Origin of the sequence: Corynebacterium sp. KPL1824, assembly GCF_000478095.1 — a bacterium.
GTDB classification, from domain to species: domain Bacteria; phylum Actinomycetota; class Actinomycetes; order Mycobacteriales; family Mycobacteriaceae; genus Corynebacterium; species Corynebacterium accolens.
On record NZ_KI515749.1, the window covers coordinates 135,330 to 156,540 of the forward strand.

Sequence of the window (21,211 nt, forward strand, 5' to 3'; positions counted from 1 at the left end):
TTAGTCACCATCCTGTCTTAATAGGTCAGATAAATCCCCAGGGAGTTCATCGGGCTGTGAGTTTACTGTGTTTTTCTGCTCAGGTGTATTTTCGACGTGCGTCTCCTGCGGCTGGCGCTGCTGGGGCTGACGTTGCTGCGTCGGGGTATTCGGGGCCTGCTGGTTTCGCGTCGGGGCCTGCTGGTTCGGGGTCTGCGGCTGCCGGTGATTATCGCGCGGCGCCTGGTTGCCCTCCCGATCTGTAGGCTCCGTCTCCGTTACCGTCACTTCCTGCGGTGTCTCATTAGTATCTTCTTCCTCCAGGGTTTCTACCTGCGTGGTCGTGGGATCCCGGTATTCGGTGACCACGGAAGTTTCCTGGGTAGACGAAGGCTCGCTATCGCCGCCCTCGCTACTCATGAGGTTCATGATGGCGTAGCCGGCTGCGGCAAGCAGGGCGATGGCCGCGACGATACCCAAGCCCTTAAGGAAAGACTTACCGCCCTTCGAATCATTGTCCGGGGCTGGTGCAGCCTTACGCTGTGGAGCTGGCGTCCCCGTGGCCGTCCCCGCCGCTGGATGAATGGTGGTGGGCTGGGCGACATCGGCAAGCATCTCCGTCGATGCCGAGGGCGAAGGCTCTGGAGCCTGCTGGTGGGGCGGAATGGACTTGGGCTGCGGTGGGCGCTTGCCCAGGCGCACATCGGATACCGCGACCGTAAATTCATTGCCATCGGCATATCGGGTATTGGGATCCTTGCGCAGCGCAATACGAATGAGCTCGCGCGCCGGGGCGCTAATCGTGGTCGACAGCGGTTCAGGCTCTTGGTTTATGTGGGCAAGGGCGATGGACACGGAGGAATCGCCCGAAAAGGGGCGCTTGCCGCCGAGCATCTCGTAACCTACGACGCCGAGCGAATAGATATCCGAGGCAGGGGTGACCTCCTTGCCCTGCGCTTGTTCAGGTGAAACGTACTGGGCGGTACCCACCACCATGCCGGTGCGCGTGAGCGGTACCGAGGCAGCCGCCTTGGCGATGCCAAAGTCCGTAATCTTCACCTGCCCATTTTGGGTAATCATCAGGTTGCCGGGCTTAATATCGCGGTGCACCAAGCCCATCCGGTGGATTATGGATAGGCCGTGGCCCGCCTGCTCAAGCACGTCGAGCGCGAGTTCTTCTTGCAAGGTATTCTCGCGCGCGAGCAGGTCCGCGAGGGATTCGCCCCGCACGTATTCCAAGGCCATGAAGCAGAATTTGCGGCCATTATCTTCCAACTCGCGGTAGTCATACGTGGCCACCACGTTATCGGACTGGATAGATTCGGCCGATTCCGCTTCATTGCGGAAGCGGGAGAGGAATTCCTGGTTATCGGAAAATTCCGGCCGCAAAACCTTGATGGCTACTTCGCGGTCATTGCGAGTGTCATCGGCAAGCCACACCGTTGACATGCCACCGTGGCCAATGATCCACTGCAGCTCGTAGTCGCTGCCGATGAGTTCCTGGAGATGGTCCTTATTCTCGGTATTCTTCATTACTGCTCCCCCTGGTATGCGCTCAAGATGGCACGACCAATTGGGCCAGAGACTCTGCCGCCCGTTGCGGATTCGCCCAGGTTACCGCCGTTCTTGACGACGACCCCGACGGCAATATCGCGGTCCGGGTCAAAGGCCACGTACCACACGTGCGGAGCCAAGCCTTCGCCGTGCTCGGCGGTACCGGTCTTGGATGCAAAGCCATTGCCGTCGTAGCCCCACGAAGAACGCTCGGAGGCAAACATCAAGTCCTTAATGGTCGATGCGGTCTCTTCCGTCACGGCCTCGCCGCCCTTCTTGGGCTTGGTGGTGCGGATCTCCTTCATCTGGGCATCGGTAATGCGATTGACCAGGTAAGGCTCCATGCGCGTGCCCTTATTAGCCACGGTGCCGGCCATGACTGCCGCTTGCAACGCGGACATAGTGACATCGCGCTGGCCGATGGCCGATTGCGCCGTCGCCGCACCATCTGGAAGGTCGCCCAAGGTACCCCCGGAAGAAGAGACTCCCAGATCGTATTTCTCACCAATGCCGAAAGCATCCGCGTATTTGCGCAGCTCATCCGCGCCAATCTGCTCAGACATCTGCACAAATGCGGTATTGCACGACAGCGCGAACGCGGTCTGCAGGGTGACGGAATCTTGGCCGTTGCACTTTTCATTGCCGTAGTTCGTCAGCTCCGTGACGGCATCCGGCAAGGTAATTACATTGGCACCGGTCAGGCTCGACGAGGGATTGAATCCATTATTCAATCCGGCCGCAGTCGTAATGATCTTGAAAATAGATCCCGGTGGCAAAGTATCCGCCGCTGCGTGGTTGACGAGCGGCTGGCCCGCCTGCTCCTGCAAGCCCGTCCAAGCTTCATCAGCGGACTCGCCCACCAGTGAATTCGGGTTAAAACCTGGGTTGGAGGCCATGGCCAGGACCTTGCCCGTCGACGGCTGGATGGCAACCGCCGATCCTTCGTATCCCGGACCGGCCAGTTGGTCATACGCGGCCTGCTGCAATGCTGGGTCGATGGTGACCTCTACATTGGCGCCCTGGGTGGGCTTATTCGCGATGGTATCCAGCCAGTGCTGCTTGAACAGGGAATCATCCGTGCCATTGAGAATGTCATTTTGCGAAGATTCCAATTCCGAAGCGCCGAATTGGCTGGACAAGTATCCGGTGATATTGCCAAAAGCAGGCGAATCGATGGGATAAGACCGAGAGTAGGTCTCATCCGGGTTTTCCGTAGATTGCGCCAGCACCGTATTGCCGGAATAGATCTGGCCGCGCGGGGTGGTCTGCAACTCGATAAACCCGCGCGAGTTCTTAGCATTATGCGCGTATTTATCGTCCGAAAATGCCTGAATCACCGTCAGGTTCACCAACAGGATTGCGGTCAAGACGATGGCAAAAAGGGACACTAGGCGGATGGATTTGTTCATCGGTAAGCCTCCTGAACCGACGGGAACATGGAGGTGTCACTCGGAGCATTGCTCGAGTTCTCCTGCATGGGTCGGCGTGCCGCGTTAGAGATCCGCAGCAAAATCGCCAACAGTACATAGTTAGCCATGAGAGAGGAACCACCGGCGGACATGAAAGGAGTGGTCAAGCCGGTCATCGGCAGCAGGGCGGAAATGCCACCGGTGACGACGAAGACCTGTACCGCCAAAGTAAGAGAAAGGCCTGAAGCGACCAGTTTGCCGTACGTATCGCGGGTACGCAACGCGGTATTGAATCCGCGGGTCACCAACATGCCAAAGAGGACCAAAACGGCAGCTAGGCCAATCAGGCCCAATTCCTCACCGATGGCGGCGAGGATAAAGTCAGAGTGTGCCACCGGCACCAATTCGGGGTGGCCTTGGCCCAAGCCGCTGCCGGAAATACCGCCAGAGGACATACCAAAAAGGGACTGGGCCAATTGGTAGCCGGTGTTGTCGTAGTTAGCCAGCGGGTCCATGAAGTTGGAAAAACGCTGCTGGATTTTTTCGGATACCTGGTAAATGCCAAAGCCACCGATACCGACGAGGACGAGGCCAATAAATAGCCAACTAACCCGGCCGGTAGCCATAAATAGCATGCCCAGCACCGTGCTAAAGAGCAGCAATGCCGGACCGAAGTCATTGGAAATGCCCATGATGATAATGGCGATGGCCCACACGATGAGAATGGGGGCGAGGTCGCGCAAACGGGGCAGGGAAATTCCCAAGAAACGATAGCCAGCCACGGTAAAAAGGGATCGCTTCTGCGTTAGCAGCATGGCAAAGAATAAGATCAGCATGATCTTGGAGAACTCACCCGGCTGGATGGAAAATGGCCCGAAGTTCAGCCAAATGCGCGCCTCAACGCCATCAGGTTGTGGCCACACCAATGGCAGCGCCAACAGTACGAGGCCGGCTGCGCCTAAGATATAGGAGTAGCGGGTGAGTGAGCGATGGTCCTTGACAACCGCCAGGACCAGCACAAAGAGCACCAAGCCAACGACGGTCCACATGACCTGACGGACCGCGAGACCCCGATCATTGACCAAATCCAAGCGGGCCAAAACGATAAGCCCAATGCCATTAAGGATGGCCACGATAGGCAACATGATCTGGTCCGCGTAGGGCGCCAAGAAGCACATTGCCAAGTGGGCAATGGTAAAGACACCAATGAATCCACCGATGAGGTAGATCAAGTCCGTCGTAAGCGCATTATCTTGCGACAGCTCCAAACTTACCAAGGTAATGGCAAAGACAGCCGCGGCGAGAATAAGGAGGCCGAGTTCGATTCTTCGGCTAAAAAACTTCTGCATCAGCTACACCTCCCTACAAGTGACCCCAGGTTTGTTTTCCTTGGTGTCTTTATTATCTTTTTGGCTCGGTGCAGTGATACATGGCTTGAGTGCCTTTTCACCCAGGTCATTAATCTGATCCTGAACCTTGCTCAGATCACCGGCGGAAATGTGGTTGACCGCGCCGCGCTCAGACTCGGGCAGGTCAGAGACCTTCAGCGGGGTGAAGTCTCCCTTGCACTTCTGTGCAGAAAACAGCAAGGAATTCTTGTCATTAATGCACACATATTGGTGCGTAGAGCTTAAATCCTTGCCAAATACGGAATAGTCCGCGCCTTTGAGGATGGTGATTTCTTGTGCGTCGTTGGTCTCGGCGTAGTAATTATTGGACAAGAAGTTCTTTACCCACAGCCCCGCGCCGATAACGAGCGCCAAGATGATGATGAGCGCGATGAGGACCTTCCACCCGATTTTTCGTCGAGATGGCTCGTCTTCTGCCTCTTCCTCATCAGAGTCCTTGGCCGCGTTGTCCTCATCGGCCATGACGGCCGGCGGAATCACCTGGGGTTTACGGGTGAGTTTCGCGGCGCGTGACGCCGAGGAATCCGGGTGCGTGGGTTCTTCTACCGAACCTGCAAGAGCACCAACGCGGAACGGCTCGTGGGTGGCGGGTTTTTCTTCCGTGACCTCGGCGATGACGACGGTGACATTGTCCGGTCCGCCGGAACGTATAGCGAGATCCACGAGGGTGGAGCCCGCCTGTTCGATGCTTCCCTGGCCAAGAGCGGTTTCAATAGTGGAAGCGGTAACTGGGTCCGAAAGCCCATCCGAGCACAGCAGGATGCGGTCGCCCGTCTTGGCTTCGAACGTGAAGAGCGTCGGCTCCACCGAACGGCCGGTATAGGCCTTCAAGATGAGGGACTTTTGTGGGTGGGAAGAAACATCTTCTGCAGCCAGCTCGCCCTTATCCACCAAGGATTGCACATAGGTATCATCCTTGGTGATTTGCTCGAGCTTGCCATCGCGCAGCAAATAAGCGCGCGAATCACCCACATGGCAGACACCAAAGGTCGTGCCATTGAACAGCATCGTGGACAGCGTCGTGCCCATACCTTCAGTCTCCGGGTGGGCGGTGACGTGCTCGCTGATGGCTTCATTGGCGTCATCGGCAGCAGCTGCAAGGAGTGCCTCCGTGTCCTCCTTACCCGGATCCTGATCTAGGATTTCGAGGTGGTTGACCATGAGTTGGGAGGCGACCTCACCTGCGGCATGTCCGCCCATGCCATCGGCCAAAATCAGCAGGTGGGATCCGGCGTAACCGGAGTCCTCATTATTTCCGCGGATAAGCCCGCGGTCCGACTTGGCAAAAAAGTTTAGCTTCAGTGTCATGCGTTCAACCTCACGGTAGTGCGGCCTAGCTTAATCTCGGAGTTCGCGCCGACTACCTCAGGTTGGTCGATGCGCACACCATTGACGAGGGTTCCGTTGCGAGATTCCAAATCCTCCACTACCCACTCGCTGCCGCGGCGAAATAGGCGTGCATGATGGCCGGAAGAGTAATCATCCCCAGTGACAAAATCACAGTCAGCGGCACGTCCCAAGGTGCATTCCTCGAGTGTGCCCAAATTCATGTGGGATCCCTGCAAAGGGCCCTCCACAATAGAAAGCTGCTTCACCGCAGCATGACTGCGCGGGGACGCACCCATTTTTGACGGCTGTGGCATAGCACCTGCGGATTTATTGGTATCCCGCCGCATGGCATTCAAGGCCACCAGGACAAATATCCACAAAAGAGCCAATAAGCCGATGCGAAGCGCCAGCATGATGACTGCATCCATGGCGGCCTCCCTTCCTCAGTGTGAATTAGTAACTATGCGAATCAAGGCCCGTAATGCGGACCTCGACGTGGGAATGGCCCATGGTGATCACATCGCCATCGGCAAGCAGCCAGTTATCAATGGGAGTGTCATTGACCGTGGTGCCATTAGTGGACTGCAGATCCACCAACACGGCATCTTCACCGTTCCACGTGATTTCCGCGTGCTGGCGGGACACGCCCGTATCCGGCAGGCGCAAATCCGCATCATTGCTGCGGCCAATAATATTTGACCCTTCCTGCACGTGGTAGACGCGGGAAGAGCCATCCTGCAACATCAAATTGACTGCGGGGCCCTTTGTTTGCGGTGCGGGTTGGTCATCTTGCGCAATGAAAGCGGTAGTAGCTGCGTCATCCGCATTATTTTCGTGCGGGTTGGTCATCTGGTCCTCCTGACCATCAAAGTCGTGGAAAATCGCCTCGAAACCGGTCTCTTCTGTGGGCTCGTGATCTATAAACGAGGACACACGAAGCTGGCCCGTGCGCAGGCCCGATTCCTCCGCAATCCGCACAATGACGGGACCAGCGAGGGACCATCCGTTATTGCGGATAAAGCGAGATAATTGGTCTGCGCAATCGGCAGGCAGATCGGGGTCTTGCGACAAGTTCTCCAAATCCTTGGAGGAGACACCTACAGTCATGACATTGGGACTATAGAGTTTGTTATCGTCCCCGTGGCCGAGATTGTCCTGGGCTTCTTGCTTCAAAAGCTCATCAATCTCTGCAGGAACGACCTTGCCGCCGAAGACAAAAGCCATGCCGTTATCAAGGCCGCGTTGCATAGCGGAATCGAGCTTCGCCAGCCTTTCTAAAAACGCCACGAGTTTTGCTCCTTTCCGCTATACAGCGATCAGTAGTGATCAGTAGTAGCCATTATAGTTTGTACACCCCTTTCAAACGTAGACGGCGGCGCGAAAGTTCCTAGATTTTCGCCTTTAAATGCGCAAAATAATCCGCTTTTCCTGCTGATTTGTAATTTGATGCTCTCCCTGTGCTATCTTTATCTAGTCGCACTGACAACCACACCCTGCCCGGGTGGCGGAATTGGCAGACGCGCTGGCTTCAGGTGCCAGTGTTCGATAAGGACGTGCGGGTTCAAGTCCCGCCCCGGGCACAATGAGCAGTTGAACAAACTGCACCACCGGAAGTAACAAACTCGAAAGGGTATGTTACCTCCGGTTTCTTTCATTTTTCAATCTTTGAGGTGCGAAGATTGCACGCGTGGGGATTGAGGGTGTGAATCCCACTGTCGTGGGTTTGATGAGGTAGTCGATGTTGCGGAAGCTTTGGCATCGGCGTGCGTTGTGCTCCGTACGTTGTTTCAAAAACGGGTTTCATCAAACGGAACAAAACCTGGGACACTTCATATCCCACCCCAGGCCTAATGACTTGGGTGCAGCGGCAACGCTCATCCGATTTAGGCAGAGTCGTTGCAGGATCCAGTGGGTCACCTGGTCCGTGGTCTTTGAATTGTCGGGCGTGCAGGCAAGGCCAGCACGGAAGATCTTCTGCAAGCAACGCTTGTTGGTGCACCGGTAGCGTGGAAGGCGCACATGAAGTTGTTGGGTGGCCGACGATGGGCAGATCGACCAGGCTGCGGATGACGTGGTCGCGGAATACTCCAGGCTGCCCGCAGGTAGGACATTCATTGATCGGCTCGACGGGTTCGGCTTCAATAACAGTGACGTCACCGTTTTCTGTGGCACCGGTGATAGTAGTTCCTAGTTTTGCGGTGCGGCAGATGGTATCGACGATGACATTTCCGTTAGGCTGCACAGTAGGTCCTTAGTTTTGTACGGATGGATTAGATACCTTTTTCCTACAAAGCCAAGGACCCCAATATCTTGTGCCACGCCCGAACCCCCGGCGAACTAATCAATGCACTCTAAAACCGGAAGAGCCCTTTTAGTACTACTGGTGGATTTCGGTTTTGGTGGGGATTAACGCCGCCGGCTTCGGTTTTTCCGTTGAGGAGGTCGTTGACTACTTCCCGATGGTGAAATGGGTCGATGGTGAGGTAGAGAGGAACCAGTCACCTGGAAGAGATCGATCCAGTCGTTGGTGTGCAATCTGGGAGGTAGGGTCGCGGGGTCGATTCCTCGCGAGCGCAACCATGATTGTGTTTCTGAACGTGATGAAAACAACCCTGCCCTTCGGAGAATTTCCCCTATCCCGCGTCCCCGGGCAGTGAAAACGGTGTGCACCATCGCCTGAAAGGCTTTGCGCTGCTCTATCGGAATCTTCGGGTCACCCACCCGGCGGATCACTAAGATCCCCCCGTCAACGTTTGGCTGTGGCCGGAAAGCAGTCCTTGGTACCCGAGAACCCAGGTGAAATGTGAACCATGGGGACCACTGAGCCGTCATCATCGTGCTTGCGCCTACCCCGGCCCGGCGGCGAGCGACTTCCCACTGCATGAGGAGTACAGCGTCAGTCCATGCTGGCGCATGCAGCAACTTTCGAAGAATGGCAGTGGTGAGGTGAAAGGGAATGTTTCCCACAATGACGCAGGGAGTGGCGGGTAACCGGAAGTTAAGGAAATCATCATGGACCACTTCGACCGCCGCCGAGGAGGTTTCTTGTGTGATTTTGGCAGCTAGTTTTGCGTCCACTTCAACTGCCGTTATCGCCCTCCCCAAGTGGGCCATCGGGTGAGTGAGGGCACCGCTTCCTGGTCCGATCTCAATGATGGGGCCGGAGGTTTGTTTCACAAGGTCGATGATGGAGTTGATGATCTTGTGGTTGGTGAGAAAATTTTGGCCATGCTCGTGACGGCCGTGTCCGTATGCAGACATCAGGTGTGCTCCTTGGATTTGAAAGGGAGCCGGGCATGACAAATAGCCGCCCGGCTAAAGGACCGGAGCGGTTTTTAACCTACGGGGTAGGAAACCGCCTTAGCGGTTGGTGCGCAACCGCAAGAAAGCGGTAACTGAAATCAACATGGGTCTAATTATATCCATTTTGGGGTTGCCCGCAAATCGTGGACACGTAGTGGGGCTACCTAGTGTTTAGACAGCTATTTCTTTTCTACTGGTGGTTAGACCAATGTGGTTTTCGAAGTCGACGGGACTGACCATTCCTAGTGCAGAGTGCCGGCGCCGACGGTTGTAAACGACTTCCATCCAGTAGGCAACGGCCTTGCGCGCGGCATCACGGGTTGGCCAGCGCTTGCGGTCGTAGAACTCGGTTTTAAGCGTCGACCAGAACGACTCAGCCATCGCGTTATCAAAGCACACACCAGTACGCCCCACAGACTGAGCAATGCCCAGGTTATGGCAGACTTCCCAGAGCTTCTCGCTGGTAAATTGCGTTCCGCGGTCAGCGTGGAACACCAGCCCATTAGGAACGTCACCGCGCAGTGTATGTGCCATCCGCAGGGCCCGTTCGACCAGGCATGTATCTTGAACGCTATCCATTGCCCATCCCAGCACCCTGCGGGAATGGCCGTCGCGGACCGCACACAAGTACAACCATCCCTCGCTGGTGCGTAGGTAGGTAATATCCGACATCCACACTCGGTTGAGCTCACCAGTATCAAACATGCGCTTGACCAGGTCAGGAAGAGCTGACTTACGCTTGGATTGAATCGTTGTCACCGGGACAAAGGCACGCGGTGAAATCCCTTCAATGCCCATCATGCGCATCCGCTTAGCCACAGTCTTGCGATTCAGGGTGATCTGGTAGCGCTCGGTAAGTTCTGCGGTGATCCGGGGAGCACCATAAACCTCATCGGAGTCTTTCCAGATCTGATGAATCTTGCGGTCAACGTCATCGTAAAATGTTGCACGATTATCTTTTCCGGATAGTCGTTTCTGCTGCGTATCAGCCCATTTGTAGTATCCAGACCGAGACACTTTTAATAGCCGTGCCATGCGTTTGATGCTGTAGTTTGCCTTCTCCTGCTGCATCAATTCGAACTTTTCTGCTCGCGTTGCTTCGCGGCGAAGAAGGCTGTCGCTTTTGACAAGAACTCATTATCCATCTTGGCTTCCGCCAACTCACGGCGCAGACGGGCATTCTCAGCACGAAGATCCGCCTCACTCATCCCATCCGAGGCCCCTCGGCGTTCACGCTCGAGTTTGACCCACCGGCCTAAAAGCCCGGCGGAGACGCCAATCTCCTTAGCCACATGAGCGATCGGGCGCTCTGACTCGATTACAAGGTTCGCGGCTTCACGCCGGTACTCCGGCGTGTACTTCTTGCGCTGTTGACTCACAATGAACATCCTCTCCTACGGACACAAGATCCGTACAAATAGGGTGTCCACTAAACGAGGGTAACCTCAATTTAAATTCGCGGGTGATATGAAGGGCCCAGGTTTTGTTCCGTTTGAGTAGATGTGAAAATCTTCGAACATGCCGAAGAAGTTTGATCAGGAGGCGAAGGACCGTGTGGTCCGCCTCGTGGAAGCTCGCATTCTGGCGGAGAATATTTCGATGCAGAAAGCCTGCAAGATCGTGGCACCAAAGCTGGGCTTTCGTGGCACACAGCGAGGCAATGGACGCAGGCCGCTCGACGTGAAGGACGCGTTAGTGAACGGTTGTCTGAGGGAACCAGGGGGAGTCGCCTGCGGAGCGCACGACGCGGTTTTCGACGAGGTCTGCGACGTGGTGGAGGAATTGGGTGACGGATTCGGTGGTGAAGTGCGCCAGCGTGATGTTGTTGACTTCCATGCCAAGGCGAACGGCTGACAGCGGCTTGGTGGCCATGTTTTCACTCCTAGAGGTGGTGTTCGGGTCGTTTCTGCCCAACACCTTACGGGCCGGGTGTGCACTTTCTGACCGTGTTTCCACCTGGGGGTTTCGTTTCGCGCAGACTCGTTTACTTAGTATCGTCCACCTCACGGATAGCCCTGTAGATGGTTTGCCGGGAGACGTTGAAGGACCTGGCGACTGACTTCACTGACTGGCCGTTCTCGACCAATAGCGCAGCCTGTTGCTTCTGCTCTTTACTGAGCTTCGGCTTCGGGCCCGCAACTCGTCCCTGTGCTCGGGCATGGGCGACGCCCTCGCGAGTGCGCTGAATAAGGAGGTCACGCTCCCACTCAGCTAGAGAAGCCATGATGTTGACCACGACCTTATCTGCAGGACGGGATGTGTCCAGAGCAGGATCAAGGACCCGGACATTGATGTCCCGGTCAGCTAGGTCGGAGATGGTAGTGACGGTTTCGACCATGTTGCGGCCCAGCCGGTCTAGCCGGGTCACGACCAAGGTATCGGCCGGCCTCATGTAGGCGAGGGCATCATCGAGGCCGGGGCGAGACCACTTGGCACCACTAATGGTGTCGCTGTAGATATGCTTAGGGTCGCAACCAGCGTCGATGAGGGCCTTGCTTTGCGTGTCCAGCGACTGCCCCTGTCGCGAGGTCGAGACGCGCGCATATCCAATCAACATACCTACTCACCTGTCAGTTCTTCCTCGGTCACGCTGAGGTCAGCAGGCAACGCGCCGTCGATGACGTAGGTGCGTAGCAGCTTGTCCAGCAGAGCACGGACCTTGAACTTCGACACCCTTGCTCCGGTGTCTTCCGTGAAGTACGCCGCCGCCAGGTCAAGGTCAATTGATGCCTTTAAGTCATCGAAACGCCCATACTCGTTGATGGTTGCCGCCGTGACCCGGGCGTCGAGTATCCGTCGCAGCTGCGCCATGTCCAGCCCTAGACATTCATGCAGTCGTACCAGCTGTCGGTCGCGCTCGGTGATGCGGTACTCGTTGATGTAGTCGTGCACTGTCTTGCCTGGTTGCAGGGTCACGTCACCTGCTTGGAGGTCGTGCAGCCAACGGTTAGCGTAGCGCTGGTCATCCTGACTCAGGCGGGCGAAGCTGGCATGCAGCTGTTCCAGCAGGTCATCGAGCACATCCTGCGGCACGCCGTCCTGGAGGGCCTTGAGGTACTTCTTGAACTTGCTGTTGAGGTACTCGGCATCAATGCGGTCGGTGTCGATGTGCTTGATGTGCACGTCAATGTCGAAGGGTGCATCCTCAGGCGACTGCTCTGAGTCGTCGCCTGCTTTGCCGAGCTCCTTGTAACGGGTCACCAGCGTGGTGTAGGTGTCCTCGGTAAGTTCCACCACGATAGGCTCCGTCAGGGCATCGAAGTAGTAGGTGTCCTTGTCCGAGGTGAAGCCCTGCACCTGCGCGGCCTGAAGTTCCCGGTACATGCGGTTGAAGGTCTTGGCGAACTCGCCTTGGTCTGCCTCAAGGTCGGGTAGCTGCGAGAAGTCCGGCTGGCCGGTCTTCGGGTCGGTAAACAGCGCCTCGATGGTAGCGAAGCACTCGTTGATGGATGTGAGGTGGTCATCGAGGTGGTCCACGAACAGGCCGAGGGGTCGGTCGCCGGAGTAGAGCTTTACCGCCCGGTCGATGTTGTCCCGCATAGTGTGCGGCCTGCGGTAGTAACGGATGGACCCGAAGGGCTTTTCCGGGCCGAAGATGCGGTTGGTGCGCGAAAAAGCCTGGATGATGGACTCGTACTCGATCACCTTATCCAGATAGAGGGTGTTGAGCCACTTGGAGTCGAAGCCGGTGAGCATCTGGTCCACCACGATGAGCAGGTCGATGTGTTGGCTGCGGTCGTCGAGGAAGGCCTTGGTGTTGTAAGGCTTCTTGTGGGCTAGGCGCTTGGAGACGTCCTTTTTGAACTCATCATGGGTCGGCATGGTGAAGTGCTGGCCGTAGGTGTTGTTGTAGTCGCGGAGAATCTCCAGCAGGCCGTCTTCCTTGAGCAGTTGATTGTCCCCGGTGTTGTCGATGTTGGGGTCAAACAGTGCTGTGACCTTGATGTGAGGGTACTGCTTCTTGAAGATGCGGTAGTACTCCACGGCCTCGGGAATGCTGGAAGTCGCTAGGATGGCATGGAACATGCTGTTGCGGCTGAGCTGCATCCAATGCTCGTTGATGTCGCTGGCGACAGCCTCGCGGTGGTTTGCCTTCTCATACTGGGTCGTTGGCAGGTAGTCCTCGATGCCCTTGGTCACACGCTTATAGGTGCTGTTGCCCTTATCGTCTTTTTCCAGCTCATAGATAGAGGCCATAGGGATCTGCTTCTTGTCCATGAACTTGCTGTAGACTGCCGCCTTCTGCGGGTCTGTCAGCGCTTCCTCTACGGTCTTGGCCTTGGCCGCCTGGAGGGCGACCACGGTGCGCACGTCATGCGTCCTGAAAGTCTCCACCATTTCAGGGTCGAAGCTCAACACGTTTTTATCGCGGATGCCGTCGGCAATTGAGTAGCGGTGTAGCTCATTGCCGAACAGTGTGGCCGTGGTGGAATGCTTCTTCTGGTTTTCGTCATGGATGGGCGTGCCGGTAAAGCCGAAGAACAGCGCGTTCGGCAGGGTGTGCTTGACGGAGGCGAGCATGTCACCGAAGGTGGTGCGGTGCGCCTCATCGACGATGAAGACCACGCGCTTGGAACGGATGAGGTCCAGGTCAGCTGTCTTCATCGTCTCAGGATTGACGCGGCTCATCTTGTGCAGTGAGGTCACGATGAGAGTGGAGCGCTTGTCCTTGAGCAGCGTTGCCAGGTTGGCAGCACTGGAGGTGTCCTCCACCGCGATGCTGTCGCCACCGTAGCTGACGTAGTTCTCCAGCGACTGCGTGCCCAGCTCAACACGGTCAAGCAGGAACACCACCTTGTCGGCGTTGTGGGAGTCAGCGATGAGCTGAGCGGTCTTGAAGCTGGTAATCGTCTTGCCGGAGCCGGTGGTGTGCCAGATGTAGCCGCCCAACTGGTCGCCACTGTCCCAGTCGTGACGGTCCACACGGTCAGCGATACGCGAGGCCGCATAGTACTGGTAGGAACGCATCGCCAGCAAGTTGCCAGAGGCACGGTCTGCGACGGTGTAGAAGCCGATGAGCTGGTGCGCCATCGGAATGGACAGCAGCGCACGTGCCACGTCGTCCCATTGGTTGATCGGCTCGTTGTTGAAGTCTGCCCAGTGGAAGAAGTAGTCCGGGTTGAATTTGCCTGCCCCCGGGTTGGCGAAGTAAATCGTCTCTTCTGGGGTCATGGCGACGAAGATTTGCACCAGGGAGAAGATTCCCTGGTAGACGCCCTCATGGGCGTATTTGGTTATCTGGTTCGCACCTTGGGAGACCGGCGCACCGGAGCGCTTCAGCTCGATGTGGAAGACCGGCATACCGTTGATGAGCAGCATCAAGTCGCCACGTCGGGTGGGCAGCAGCTCATTGGCGGTCTGGAAGCGCGGCTGGACGGCAATCTGGTAGCGCGACTGGCCACCGGCAATCTCTAGGCGGTCGTAGATTTTCAGGCTGATCTCAGAGCCGAAGTTTGCCGCCTGCGGTGCATCTCGGGTAATGGTCACGGTGCGACCGTTGATGAACTCGTTGAGCGCCAGCGGGGTGCGCAGGTTGTTGACCTGCTCGATGATTTGCGCCATCTCGCCTTCGGTGAGCGGCACGTCGCCTAGCAGGTCACGGCCCCGGTTGTTGGCGTAAAGAATGTCCGCCCAGTTGTCGATGAGCTGCTGCTCTGTCGGGAAACGCAGCAGTTCCTTGCTCCAGCCGTGGCGGGTGAGCAGGTCGATGAGCGCAGCCTCGAATTCAGCCTCAGAACGAAATGGTGTGGTCATAACTGCTCCTTAGATGAACATCCGTTGCAGCAGCGCCGCCTTGGCCTGCTTAAGGGACTCGATGTACTTGGCCTCGGTAGCAATGAGCGTGTCCAGCCGTGTAAACACCGCACCGATGGCCTGCTGTTCTTCGAGGGTTGGTGGGAACAAAAAATGCATCTTCGCAAACATCCCGCCCGTAATTTGGTTGATGGTGGCACCCATTGATTTCGCAACTTGAGACTCGAAGAGTTCAGTATCGAATAGGGCGCTCATGAAATGAGGCTGTTTGCTTCGAATACCAGTCATGAATGCACCGATGACCGTCGGCGGAAGTTCCCTCCTCACCAACGCATGCTTTCCGATAAGAGCGCGGGAGCCGTTTCGGACGACCATAATAATGTCGTTTGGCTTGACATTTTGTACGTTCACGACGCCGGAGCGGACATACACACAATCATCAAAGGCAAGCGTAGCGTCTTTCACATTGCTTGACCGAAGTACCAGAGTGCCCCCATTCTTCACAACATCGCCTGGTGAATAGGTCAGCCCACTGAAATATTCAACGTGATCATTCAACGAGCTTTCTTTCCACTCACCGTCGAAGCCATCCAGCCGCAGCTCCGGCACCGTCTGGCCCTCCTGCGGGAACATCCGCTGCATGAGCGCAGTCTTGGCCTGCTGCAGAGCTTGGTGCTTCTTGGTGTGCTGGTTGATGGCATCGTCGAGGTTGGTGAAGATAGCGCCGATGGCCTGCTGTTCTTCGAGAGTGTGCGGAATGGAGATATCTGCGCTGTTGATGGTCTGGCTAGTCAGACTAGGTAACCCGGTTGCAGTATTCTTCGCCATCCAATCGACTTGCAATACTGATGCGTAGAAGAACGCTAGGTCAGTCTCTTGGTTCGGAACAACGTAGAACAACGTGTCAACAGTCCAGAAGGGAGCTTTCAGGATGTATGGCTTGCTGATGGTGCCCTTTCGACCGATGCCTACGGCGTCCTCATCGTGAGAAAGAGCTTGGTCCACTGACACCATGTAGCCACCGGTCCCGTAGACGGGAATACAACCTTCCCCCAGATGCTTGTAGTCACGACCGTTGTGGAGAGCTGAGACTGCACCAATACTGGTCGTCTTCCACGCACCGTCGAACCCCTCCAGGCGCAGTGCGGGCACGTTGCGGCTACGCATCGCGACCACCGCCCAGCAGCTCCTGGAGTGCAGCCAGGGCCTGCATGTCGGCGGCGTTGCCGGTAAGCCCGCTCAGTAGGCCTGCCAGCTCTTGCTCCGTCTCGCGAACCTGCACGTCGAGGTCGGTCAGCGCGACGGCGTACTTGTCGTGTAGCGCCTGTACGCGGGCTGAAAGACCAGCGAGCACATGACCAGGGATTTCGCGCAGGTCACCCATAAGTGCAGTAATCCACTTGGCGGTGAGCACCTCATCCACCTGCACGTCGGTAAGCGCTTCGATGGTCGCGTGGGTGTCTTTCTCCAGCTGCTCTTGCGCAGTCTTGAGGTTCTTCTTGAGTTGGTCCCGCTGGGCGATGAGCGCCTTGGCGCTGAGCATGGCAGCCTCGGTGCTGCCCTCCGGCCAGGTCTCGCCCTTGGCCAGCTTCGGCAGGTCCTTGATGGCCTTGTTTAGCTCGGTCTTCTTGAAGGCATCCTGTTTGTCGTTAAGTACCTCGGCCAGATCGGTCTTGTCGTCTTCGCTTAAGTCCTCGACGAGCTGCGTCAGCTCAGATACAGCTGTGTCCACGTCGCGACTTAGCTGCGTTACCTGGTCCTTCTGCTGCGGCAGGTAGAAGGTCTGCACCAACTCGTTGGGAGCAACGCGCCCGTCCCATCCGACCTGGACATAGACCTTCTTCTTTTCTTTGGTCTTCCACTCCATCACGGGGTCATTGACCCGCACGGCATCGAGGCCTTCGGTCTGGATGATCTCCAGGTCACCGGCGGTTTTGACCCAGCTGTCATGTAGTACCTGGTAGCCCTCGTAGGCATCGACCAATGGCACGCGATCGAGGCGGTCGAACAGGTTGGCCTTGAGCTGGTCCTCGGTGGTAGTAATAGGCACGGTAGCTGCGCCATCCACCAGCAGCGCGTGCAGTTTCTCCGGCAGGTCGGATAGTACAGCGCCAACCTGGTCACGAAGTGCCTGGGCTGCAGGGTGCTGGTCGATCGTCTCGCGTAGGTTGGTCGTTTTCAGCTCCGCGTAGCCTTCTGTCTTCTCGGTGAACAGTGCCTCCCGCAGCCCCGGCAGGGCGGTCCAGTAGTGCTCCAGGGTGTCAATTTCGCTGGTGGGAATGCCGCCGTGCATAGTGGCGTACAGGTCTACAGACTCAGGCGGCAGGGTGGCAGAGACGTAGCGTGGGATGTTCAGGTTGTGGTCGTTGGCGCGAATCTCGTCGCGGGTCACTACCCTAGCGAAGTGCGGCACGTCCACGCGGTTGTGAACGGCATCGACGATGCGTTGGATGTCACGGGCGCGCAGGTGGTTGTACTTGCCCTGCTTGATGAAGCCCTGGGAGGCATCGATGAACAGCACGTCATCGCGGTCACGTTCTTGCTTGAGCACCATGATGACGGTCGCGATACCGGTGCCGTAGAAGATGTTGGAAGGCAGGCCGATAATGGCATCGATGTGGTTGGCTTCGATGAGATTGCGACGGATGTCGGCCTCCGAGCCACCACGGAACAGTACGCCGTGCGGCAGGACGACGGTGAGGATGCCATCAGGCTTAACGTGGAACAGCTCATGCAACATGAAGGCGTAGTCGGCCTTGGTCTTGGGCGCTAGACCAAACCGTGCGAAGCGCGGGTCAGCCTCGTTGCCTTCGGGTTCCCACTTTTGGGAGTAGGGCGGGTTGGAGACTACTGCGTCCACATAGAGCGGCTTGTAGGTCTGCACCGGGTCGGCCTCGTCGAACATCGGCCAGTCATGGGCCAAGCTGTCACCGTTGCGGGCGACGATGTTGTCCGCCTTCACGCCGCGCATGACCAGGTTCATACGAGTGAGGTTGTAGGTGTTCTCGCGCAGCTCCTGGGCGAAGTACTTAATACGGTCTGGGTCACCCATGCGCTTGGCGACGGCATGGCCGATGTTAAGCAGCAGGGAGCCAGAGCCGGAGGTCGGGTCGTAAATCTGAATCTCGTCGCGGCCCTTGAGGTGGTCAGCGACGATGTTGCTCATGATGAGAGAGACCTCATGCGGGGTGTAGAACTCGCCTGCCTTTTTGCCCGCGTTGGCCGCGAACTTCTCGATGAGGTACTCGTAGATGTAGCCCAGCACGTCATAGCCCTGCTTGCCATCAGTGGGGATGTCATCGATAAGGTCCAGTAGCTTCTTGATGGCAGAGGTACGGGCAGCGTCGGTTGTACCCAACTTCGACAGGCTGGTGTCCAGGGTGTTAAGGATGCCGTCGAAGACGTGCTTGCGCTCCGGGGCGATGTTGCGCTTGAAGGTAGCCAGACCCTCACGCACGTGAGCGATGGAGAAGTCGTTATCCAAGTCTCGCCACGTCGAGTACAGGTTCTCGTAGGTGAGGAAGTAGCCCAAGTTGTTACGCACCAGGGCCACGGTGTCAGTGTCGGTCTCAACAAGCGTATCTGGCAGGTCTTCCGGTTCAGCGTCGTTATTGAGCATGAACTGCTCTACTTGGTCGGACAAGAACTTATAGAAGATGAAGCCGAGGATGTAGTCCTTGTACTCATTGGCCTCAATCTTGGAGCGCATATTGTTGGCTGACTCCCAGATGAGGGAGGCAAGTTCTTGTTTGTTCACGGGGTAACTTTCTTCACTAAGGCATTAACTACATGGCTCGATTGTGTACACTGAGTGCTTCGGCAGGTCTTTTGGCTCTGAAATTACAGCCACGGGATGTCCGAAATAGTGTGCCATTATTGTGACTGTTTCACAATTAGCGAATTGACGATTGTGGACAGCGGGGGTTAGTTTTTCCAGACGATTTTGACTCGCGTGGGGTCGAATCGTTTGTTTCCGGCCGTTCCGGGAAGGATGTGGATCTCCATCATCAGCTGCGCAAGCCGTCACTTATCCTCCACCGAGGCTTTATTCCACCCCTGGCGGAAGTCCACATCCTCGTTGGGTAACGAGCACATCGCCTACTGCTGGCGGGAGATTAAAAAGGCGCGGTCAGCGGGCATGGAGGTGCGGGTCCATTGGGTTCGCAGCCACAGCGACCATGTTCTCAACGCGTTTGCGGACCACGCGGCGGTTAATGCTCGACGCTGCAAGCAGTGGGGGATACGAAAAAGCGTCTAAGCAAGTTCCGGTGGCGGATTCAAAAGGACCTGCGCGCGGCGCCCGAAGACATGGACGTGTGAAGTTTTGGTATGCCCTGACTGCCAAAGTGCTTTAAGAACGCCACTTATCAGCTGGACGATCTAGGAGTTGCGTGGCTTTTAGTCGTTTCACTCGGTCTGGGTTGATAGCGAGAAAATTTCCGGCCATCTTGAGATTTGGGCTGTATCCCTTGAATGAAAGTTTGCTCGAGGACTCCAGCTCTGGCCACATTCCGGCGGATTGAACGATAAGTTCGGGGTTCGCGCGTCGTTTACTCCAAAGCTCATTGGCATAGCGGAGAACTGAATGACAATACTGTGCGGTAGATTCAGTCAATCCGCTCAGGATCGTGTGAGCTGGTTGCATAAGGAGGAGGTCTTGGATTCCTTTTCGGGCAGTTCGGTACATCGATTCGCTTTCTGCCCACCCTGGTTGTAGATAAAAGGGTCGAATGACTGATTCACCCGGATTTTGATGGGGACCTTTCGTATGAGCGGTCCAGTTGACGAATGGGGCGCGGTGAACAATTGTGCTGCGATATTGCCTAAGCCAGGGGAGCCAATCTTCTGGACCATGCCTTTGCCAGTCTAGGAATAGTCCTAAGAGGTTGTTTTGTTCTTGTCTCCCGGCAGTTCCGACGTCGGCAAAAATTCCTGGGCGAAGTGTGTTGCCGGATTTCCCGTTTTTGTGAGCTTTGGCTGCGATATCTAAGATTCTGCCGCAGTCGGTATGGAGGAGTTTTTCTTTGAACCCGCCGACTGCGACTGTGACTGCTGCGAGCCGGTCTAGTGCTTGTGCGAGTGAGATGAGTGAATGGTCTTTAAATACGTGGAGCAGCTCGTTGTTTGGTGAATGAAAGACCGTGCTCAACTCTGGCGGAATTGGATCCCTCGCGCTACGGTCAGAGTTCTGGACATGGGCAATTTTCATATTCTGAGAGAGTTCGAGTTCTCTGAATTTTTCATTGCACAATGCGCTGGTGGACAGTGCTGTTTCGACACCGCTGATTGATGATAGGAGATACTCGCCGATTAGCGCGGAGTGCTTCCAATTGATTTGATCGGTCATCCATCCGATACCTGCCTTGTCCTCGTCGAGGTCGTTGAGGACGCTGTTGTACAACACTTGAGAGGCTCTTTTGGCGGCTTCGATGTGTGGTTTAGTCATGTTTCTATCAAACATCATTAGTTGAAGACGCGTCGCAGAAACGATGTCCTGCATAGACCTTAGGTCAAGTCCTGGGAAGTGGTGTATCTGGCTTTCGAGTATGTGGTTAGTTTCGGGGGCGGGGTTGGGTAAGCATTAGGCGGCGATCTCCTTGTCGTCGGTGGGAGTGTCGTCGACGAGGTTGGCAGCGATGATCTTCTTGGTCTGGGTCAGGCTTGTTAGCGATATGTAGCGTTTTTGCTGGATCCACTCATCGTGTTGTTTCGCAAGGACGGCCCCGACCGGCCGGATGACGGCTTCACGGTGTGGGAAGATCCCGACGACGTCGGTGCGACGTCGGATTTCTCGGTTGAGCCGTTCGGTGGGGTTATTGGACCAGGTCTTGGTCCATACCGGTTTCGGTGCGGTAGTAAAAGCTAACAGCTCATCGAGTGATTCCTCTAGGTAGTCGGCCACGTGAGGAAGCTTCTGCCCACAGAACTCTACATGCGGTATGGCAAACCTGCCTCAAGATGACGCGGGTGAAGTTGATCGGTGGTGGAAACTCAGACAAATGCGCAGGTAATTGAATGATTTGTTTTGTACCGGTTGGAGCCGGTAATCTATAAAAGCCCATGACGGGCCACGCTTTGACGTGAAGGTACACAACCCACACAGGGTTACTGATTTGAAGTGACTTTAATGTCACTACTGACCAGGATTTTTTCTGGCTGGCGCAGGCGTTTGTCTGTGTTCTCGTGGCACACCCGTGTCGCGAGTCGGTAGCTGTGTGAAGGAGGGTTGATGGAAATTCCGTCAGCGCATTTTGGCCGTAAGGCCCATCGGGTAGTGCCCGACGACGCGATTGTGCGCGTCGAATTACGCTTGCCTGCGCCATTCGTGGCGAAGCTTTCTACTGAGTCAGCGAAGCGCGGGTGCTCCATGTCGCATGTGATGACGCAGTGGCTTTCCGAAGCAGGTCGCTTCCGTGGTGATGATAGTCAGGGTGCAGGGGGTGCATCTGTGACCTAAGACTGCTTATCGGACAA

General features: G+C 56.3%; 14 protein-coding genes, 1 tRNA gene and 2 pseudogenes. 2 read left to right on the plus strand and 15 right to left on the minus strand.

From position 1 onward, the window contains the following. Genes HMPREF1267_RS00600 through HMPREF1267_RS00625 form a run of 6 tightly spaced genes read right to left on the minus strand, consistent with a single transcriptional unit; the run spans position 1 to position 6,967 of the window. Positions 1–1,512, minus strand: a complete 1,512-nt coding sequence (locus HMPREF1267_RS00600) for a serine/threonine-protein kinase (protein ID WP_005280516.1) — start codon at positions 1,510–1,512, stop codon at positions 1–3. After that, positions 1,512–2,942 (minus strand): penicillin-binding transpeptidase domain-containing protein, encoded by a 1,431-nt coding sequence (locus tag HMPREF1267_RS00605; protein WP_023028052.1) that lies wholly within the window; start codon positions 2,940–2,942, stop codon positions 1,512–1,514. Before HMPREF1267_RS00605 ends, HMPREF1267_RS00600 begins: the two co-directional genes overlap by 1 nt. Beyond that, positions 2,939–4,291: an FtsW/RodA/SpoVE family cell cycle protein gene (locus tag HMPREF1267_RS00610; protein ID WP_005276093.1), complete on the minus strand. Its 1,353-nt coding sequence runs from the start codon at positions 4,289–4,291 to the stop codon at positions 2,939–2,941. The genes HMPREF1267_RS00605 and HMPREF1267_RS00610 overlap by 4 nt, the downstream gene beginning before the upstream one ends. Before the next feature lie 3 nt (positions 4,292–4,294). Further along, a complete protein-coding gene (locus HMPREF1267_RS00615) occupies positions 4,295–5,659 on the minus strand; it encodes a PP2C family serine/threonine-protein phosphatase (protein ID WP_023028053.1) in 1,365 nt (454 codons plus the stop codon). Beyond that, a complete protein-coding gene (locus HMPREF1267_RS00620) occupies positions 5,656–6,108 on the minus strand; it encodes an FHA domain-containing protein (RefSeq protein WP_023028054.1) in 453 nt (150 codons plus the stop codon). Before HMPREF1267_RS00620 ends, HMPREF1267_RS00615 begins: the two co-directional genes overlap by 4 nt. A 25-nt stretch (positions 6,109–6,133) precedes the next feature. Then, a complete protein-coding gene (locus tag HMPREF1267_RS00625) occupies positions 6,134–6,967 on the minus strand; it encodes a DUF3662 and FHA domain-containing protein (RefSeq protein WP_023028055.1) in 834 nt (277 codons plus the stop codon). 208 nt (positions 6,968–7,175) lie between these two features. Between HMPREF1267_RS00625 and HMPREF1267_RS00630 the strand changes: the two genes are divergently transcribed. Continuing rightward, positions 7,176–7,260, plus strand: a tRNA-Leu gene (locus HMPREF1267_RS00630). 244 nt (positions 7,261–7,504) lie between these two features. On the opposite strand, the pseudogene HMPREF1267_RS13080 reads toward HMPREF1267_RS00630, so the two are convergent. The 3 genes and pseudogenes from HMPREF1267_RS13080 to HMPREF1267_RS00640 all read right to left on the minus strand — a co-directional run. Beyond that, positions 7,505–7,922: pseudogene (locus HMPREF1267_RS13080) on the minus strand (transposase family protein); the annotation flags it as partial. Between the two features lie 164 nt (positions 7,923–8,086). Then, a complete protein-coding gene (erm, locus tag HMPREF1267_RS00635; RefSeq protein WP_005390949.1) occupies positions 8,087–8,941 on the minus strand; it encodes a 23S ribosomal RNA methyltransferase Erm in 855 nt (284 codons plus the stop codon). 213 nt (positions 8,942–9,154) lie between these two features. Continuing rightward, positions 9,155–10,371 (minus strand): IS3 family transposase gene (locus HMPREF1267_RS00640; protein WP_156906101.1). Its coding sequence is split into 2 segments (ribosomal slippage): positions 9,155–10,110 and positions 10,110–10,371, totalling 1,218 coding nucleotides; the frame shifts between segments, so codons are not numbered across the junction. 130 nt (positions 10,372–10,501) lie between these two features. Between HMPREF1267_RS00640 and HMPREF1267_RS13085 the strand changes: the two genes are divergently transcribed. Continuing rightward, the gene (locus HMPREF1267_RS13085; RefSeq protein WP_173783247.1) at positions 10,502–10,837 is read left to right on the plus strand and encodes a hypothetical protein; all 336 of its coding nucleotides are present in this window, start codon (positions 10,502–10,504) and stop codon (positions 10,835–10,837) included. A gap of 130 nt (positions 10,838–10,967) precedes the next feature. Here the strand turns inward: HMPREF1267_RS13085 and HMPREF1267_RS00655 are convergent, their stop codons facing one another. The 6 genes and pseudogenes from HMPREF1267_RS00655 to HMPREF1267_RS00680 form a co-directional block, all read right to left on the minus strand. Beyond that, a complete protein-coding gene (locus HMPREF1267_RS00655) occupies positions 10,968–11,540 on the minus strand; it encodes a recombinase family protein (RefSeq protein ID WP_023016435.1) in 573 nt (190 codons plus the stop codon). A gap of 2 nt (positions 11,541–11,542) precedes the next feature. Further along, positions 11,543–14,737, minus strand: coding sequence for a type I restriction endonuclease subunit R (locus tag HMPREF1267_RS00660; RefSeq protein ID WP_023016436.1), 3,195 nt, complete (start codon positions 14,735–14,737; stop codon positions 11,543–11,545). Positions 14,738–14,746: 9 nt separating this feature from the next. Continuing rightward, positions 14,747–15,904, minus strand: a complete 1,158-nt coding sequence (locus tag HMPREF1267_RS00665; RefSeq protein ID WP_034666953.1) for a restriction endonuclease subunit S — start codon at positions 15,902–15,904, stop codon at positions 14,747–14,749. Continuing rightward, positions 15,897–18,494 carry a type I restriction-modification system subunit M gene (locus HMPREF1267_RS00670; protein ID WP_023016438.1) on the minus strand — a complete coding sequence of 866 codons (2,598 nt, stop codon included), beginning with the start codon at positions 18,492–18,494 and terminating at the stop codon, positions 15,897–15,899. Before HMPREF1267_RS00670 ends, HMPREF1267_RS00665 begins: the two co-directional genes overlap by 8 nt. A 594-nt stretch (positions 18,495–19,088) precedes the next feature. Continuing rightward, a complete protein-coding gene (locus HMPREF1267_RS00675) occupies positions 19,089–20,237 on the minus strand; it encodes a hypothetical protein (protein WP_018121658.1) in 1,149 nt (382 codons plus the stop codon). A gap of 81 nt (positions 20,238–20,318) precedes the next feature. Continuing rightward, positions 20,319–20,651 (minus strand): annotated as a pseudogene (locus HMPREF1267_RS00680) (transposase); the annotation flags it as partial. Positions 20,652–21,211 lie beyond the last annotated feature (560 nt).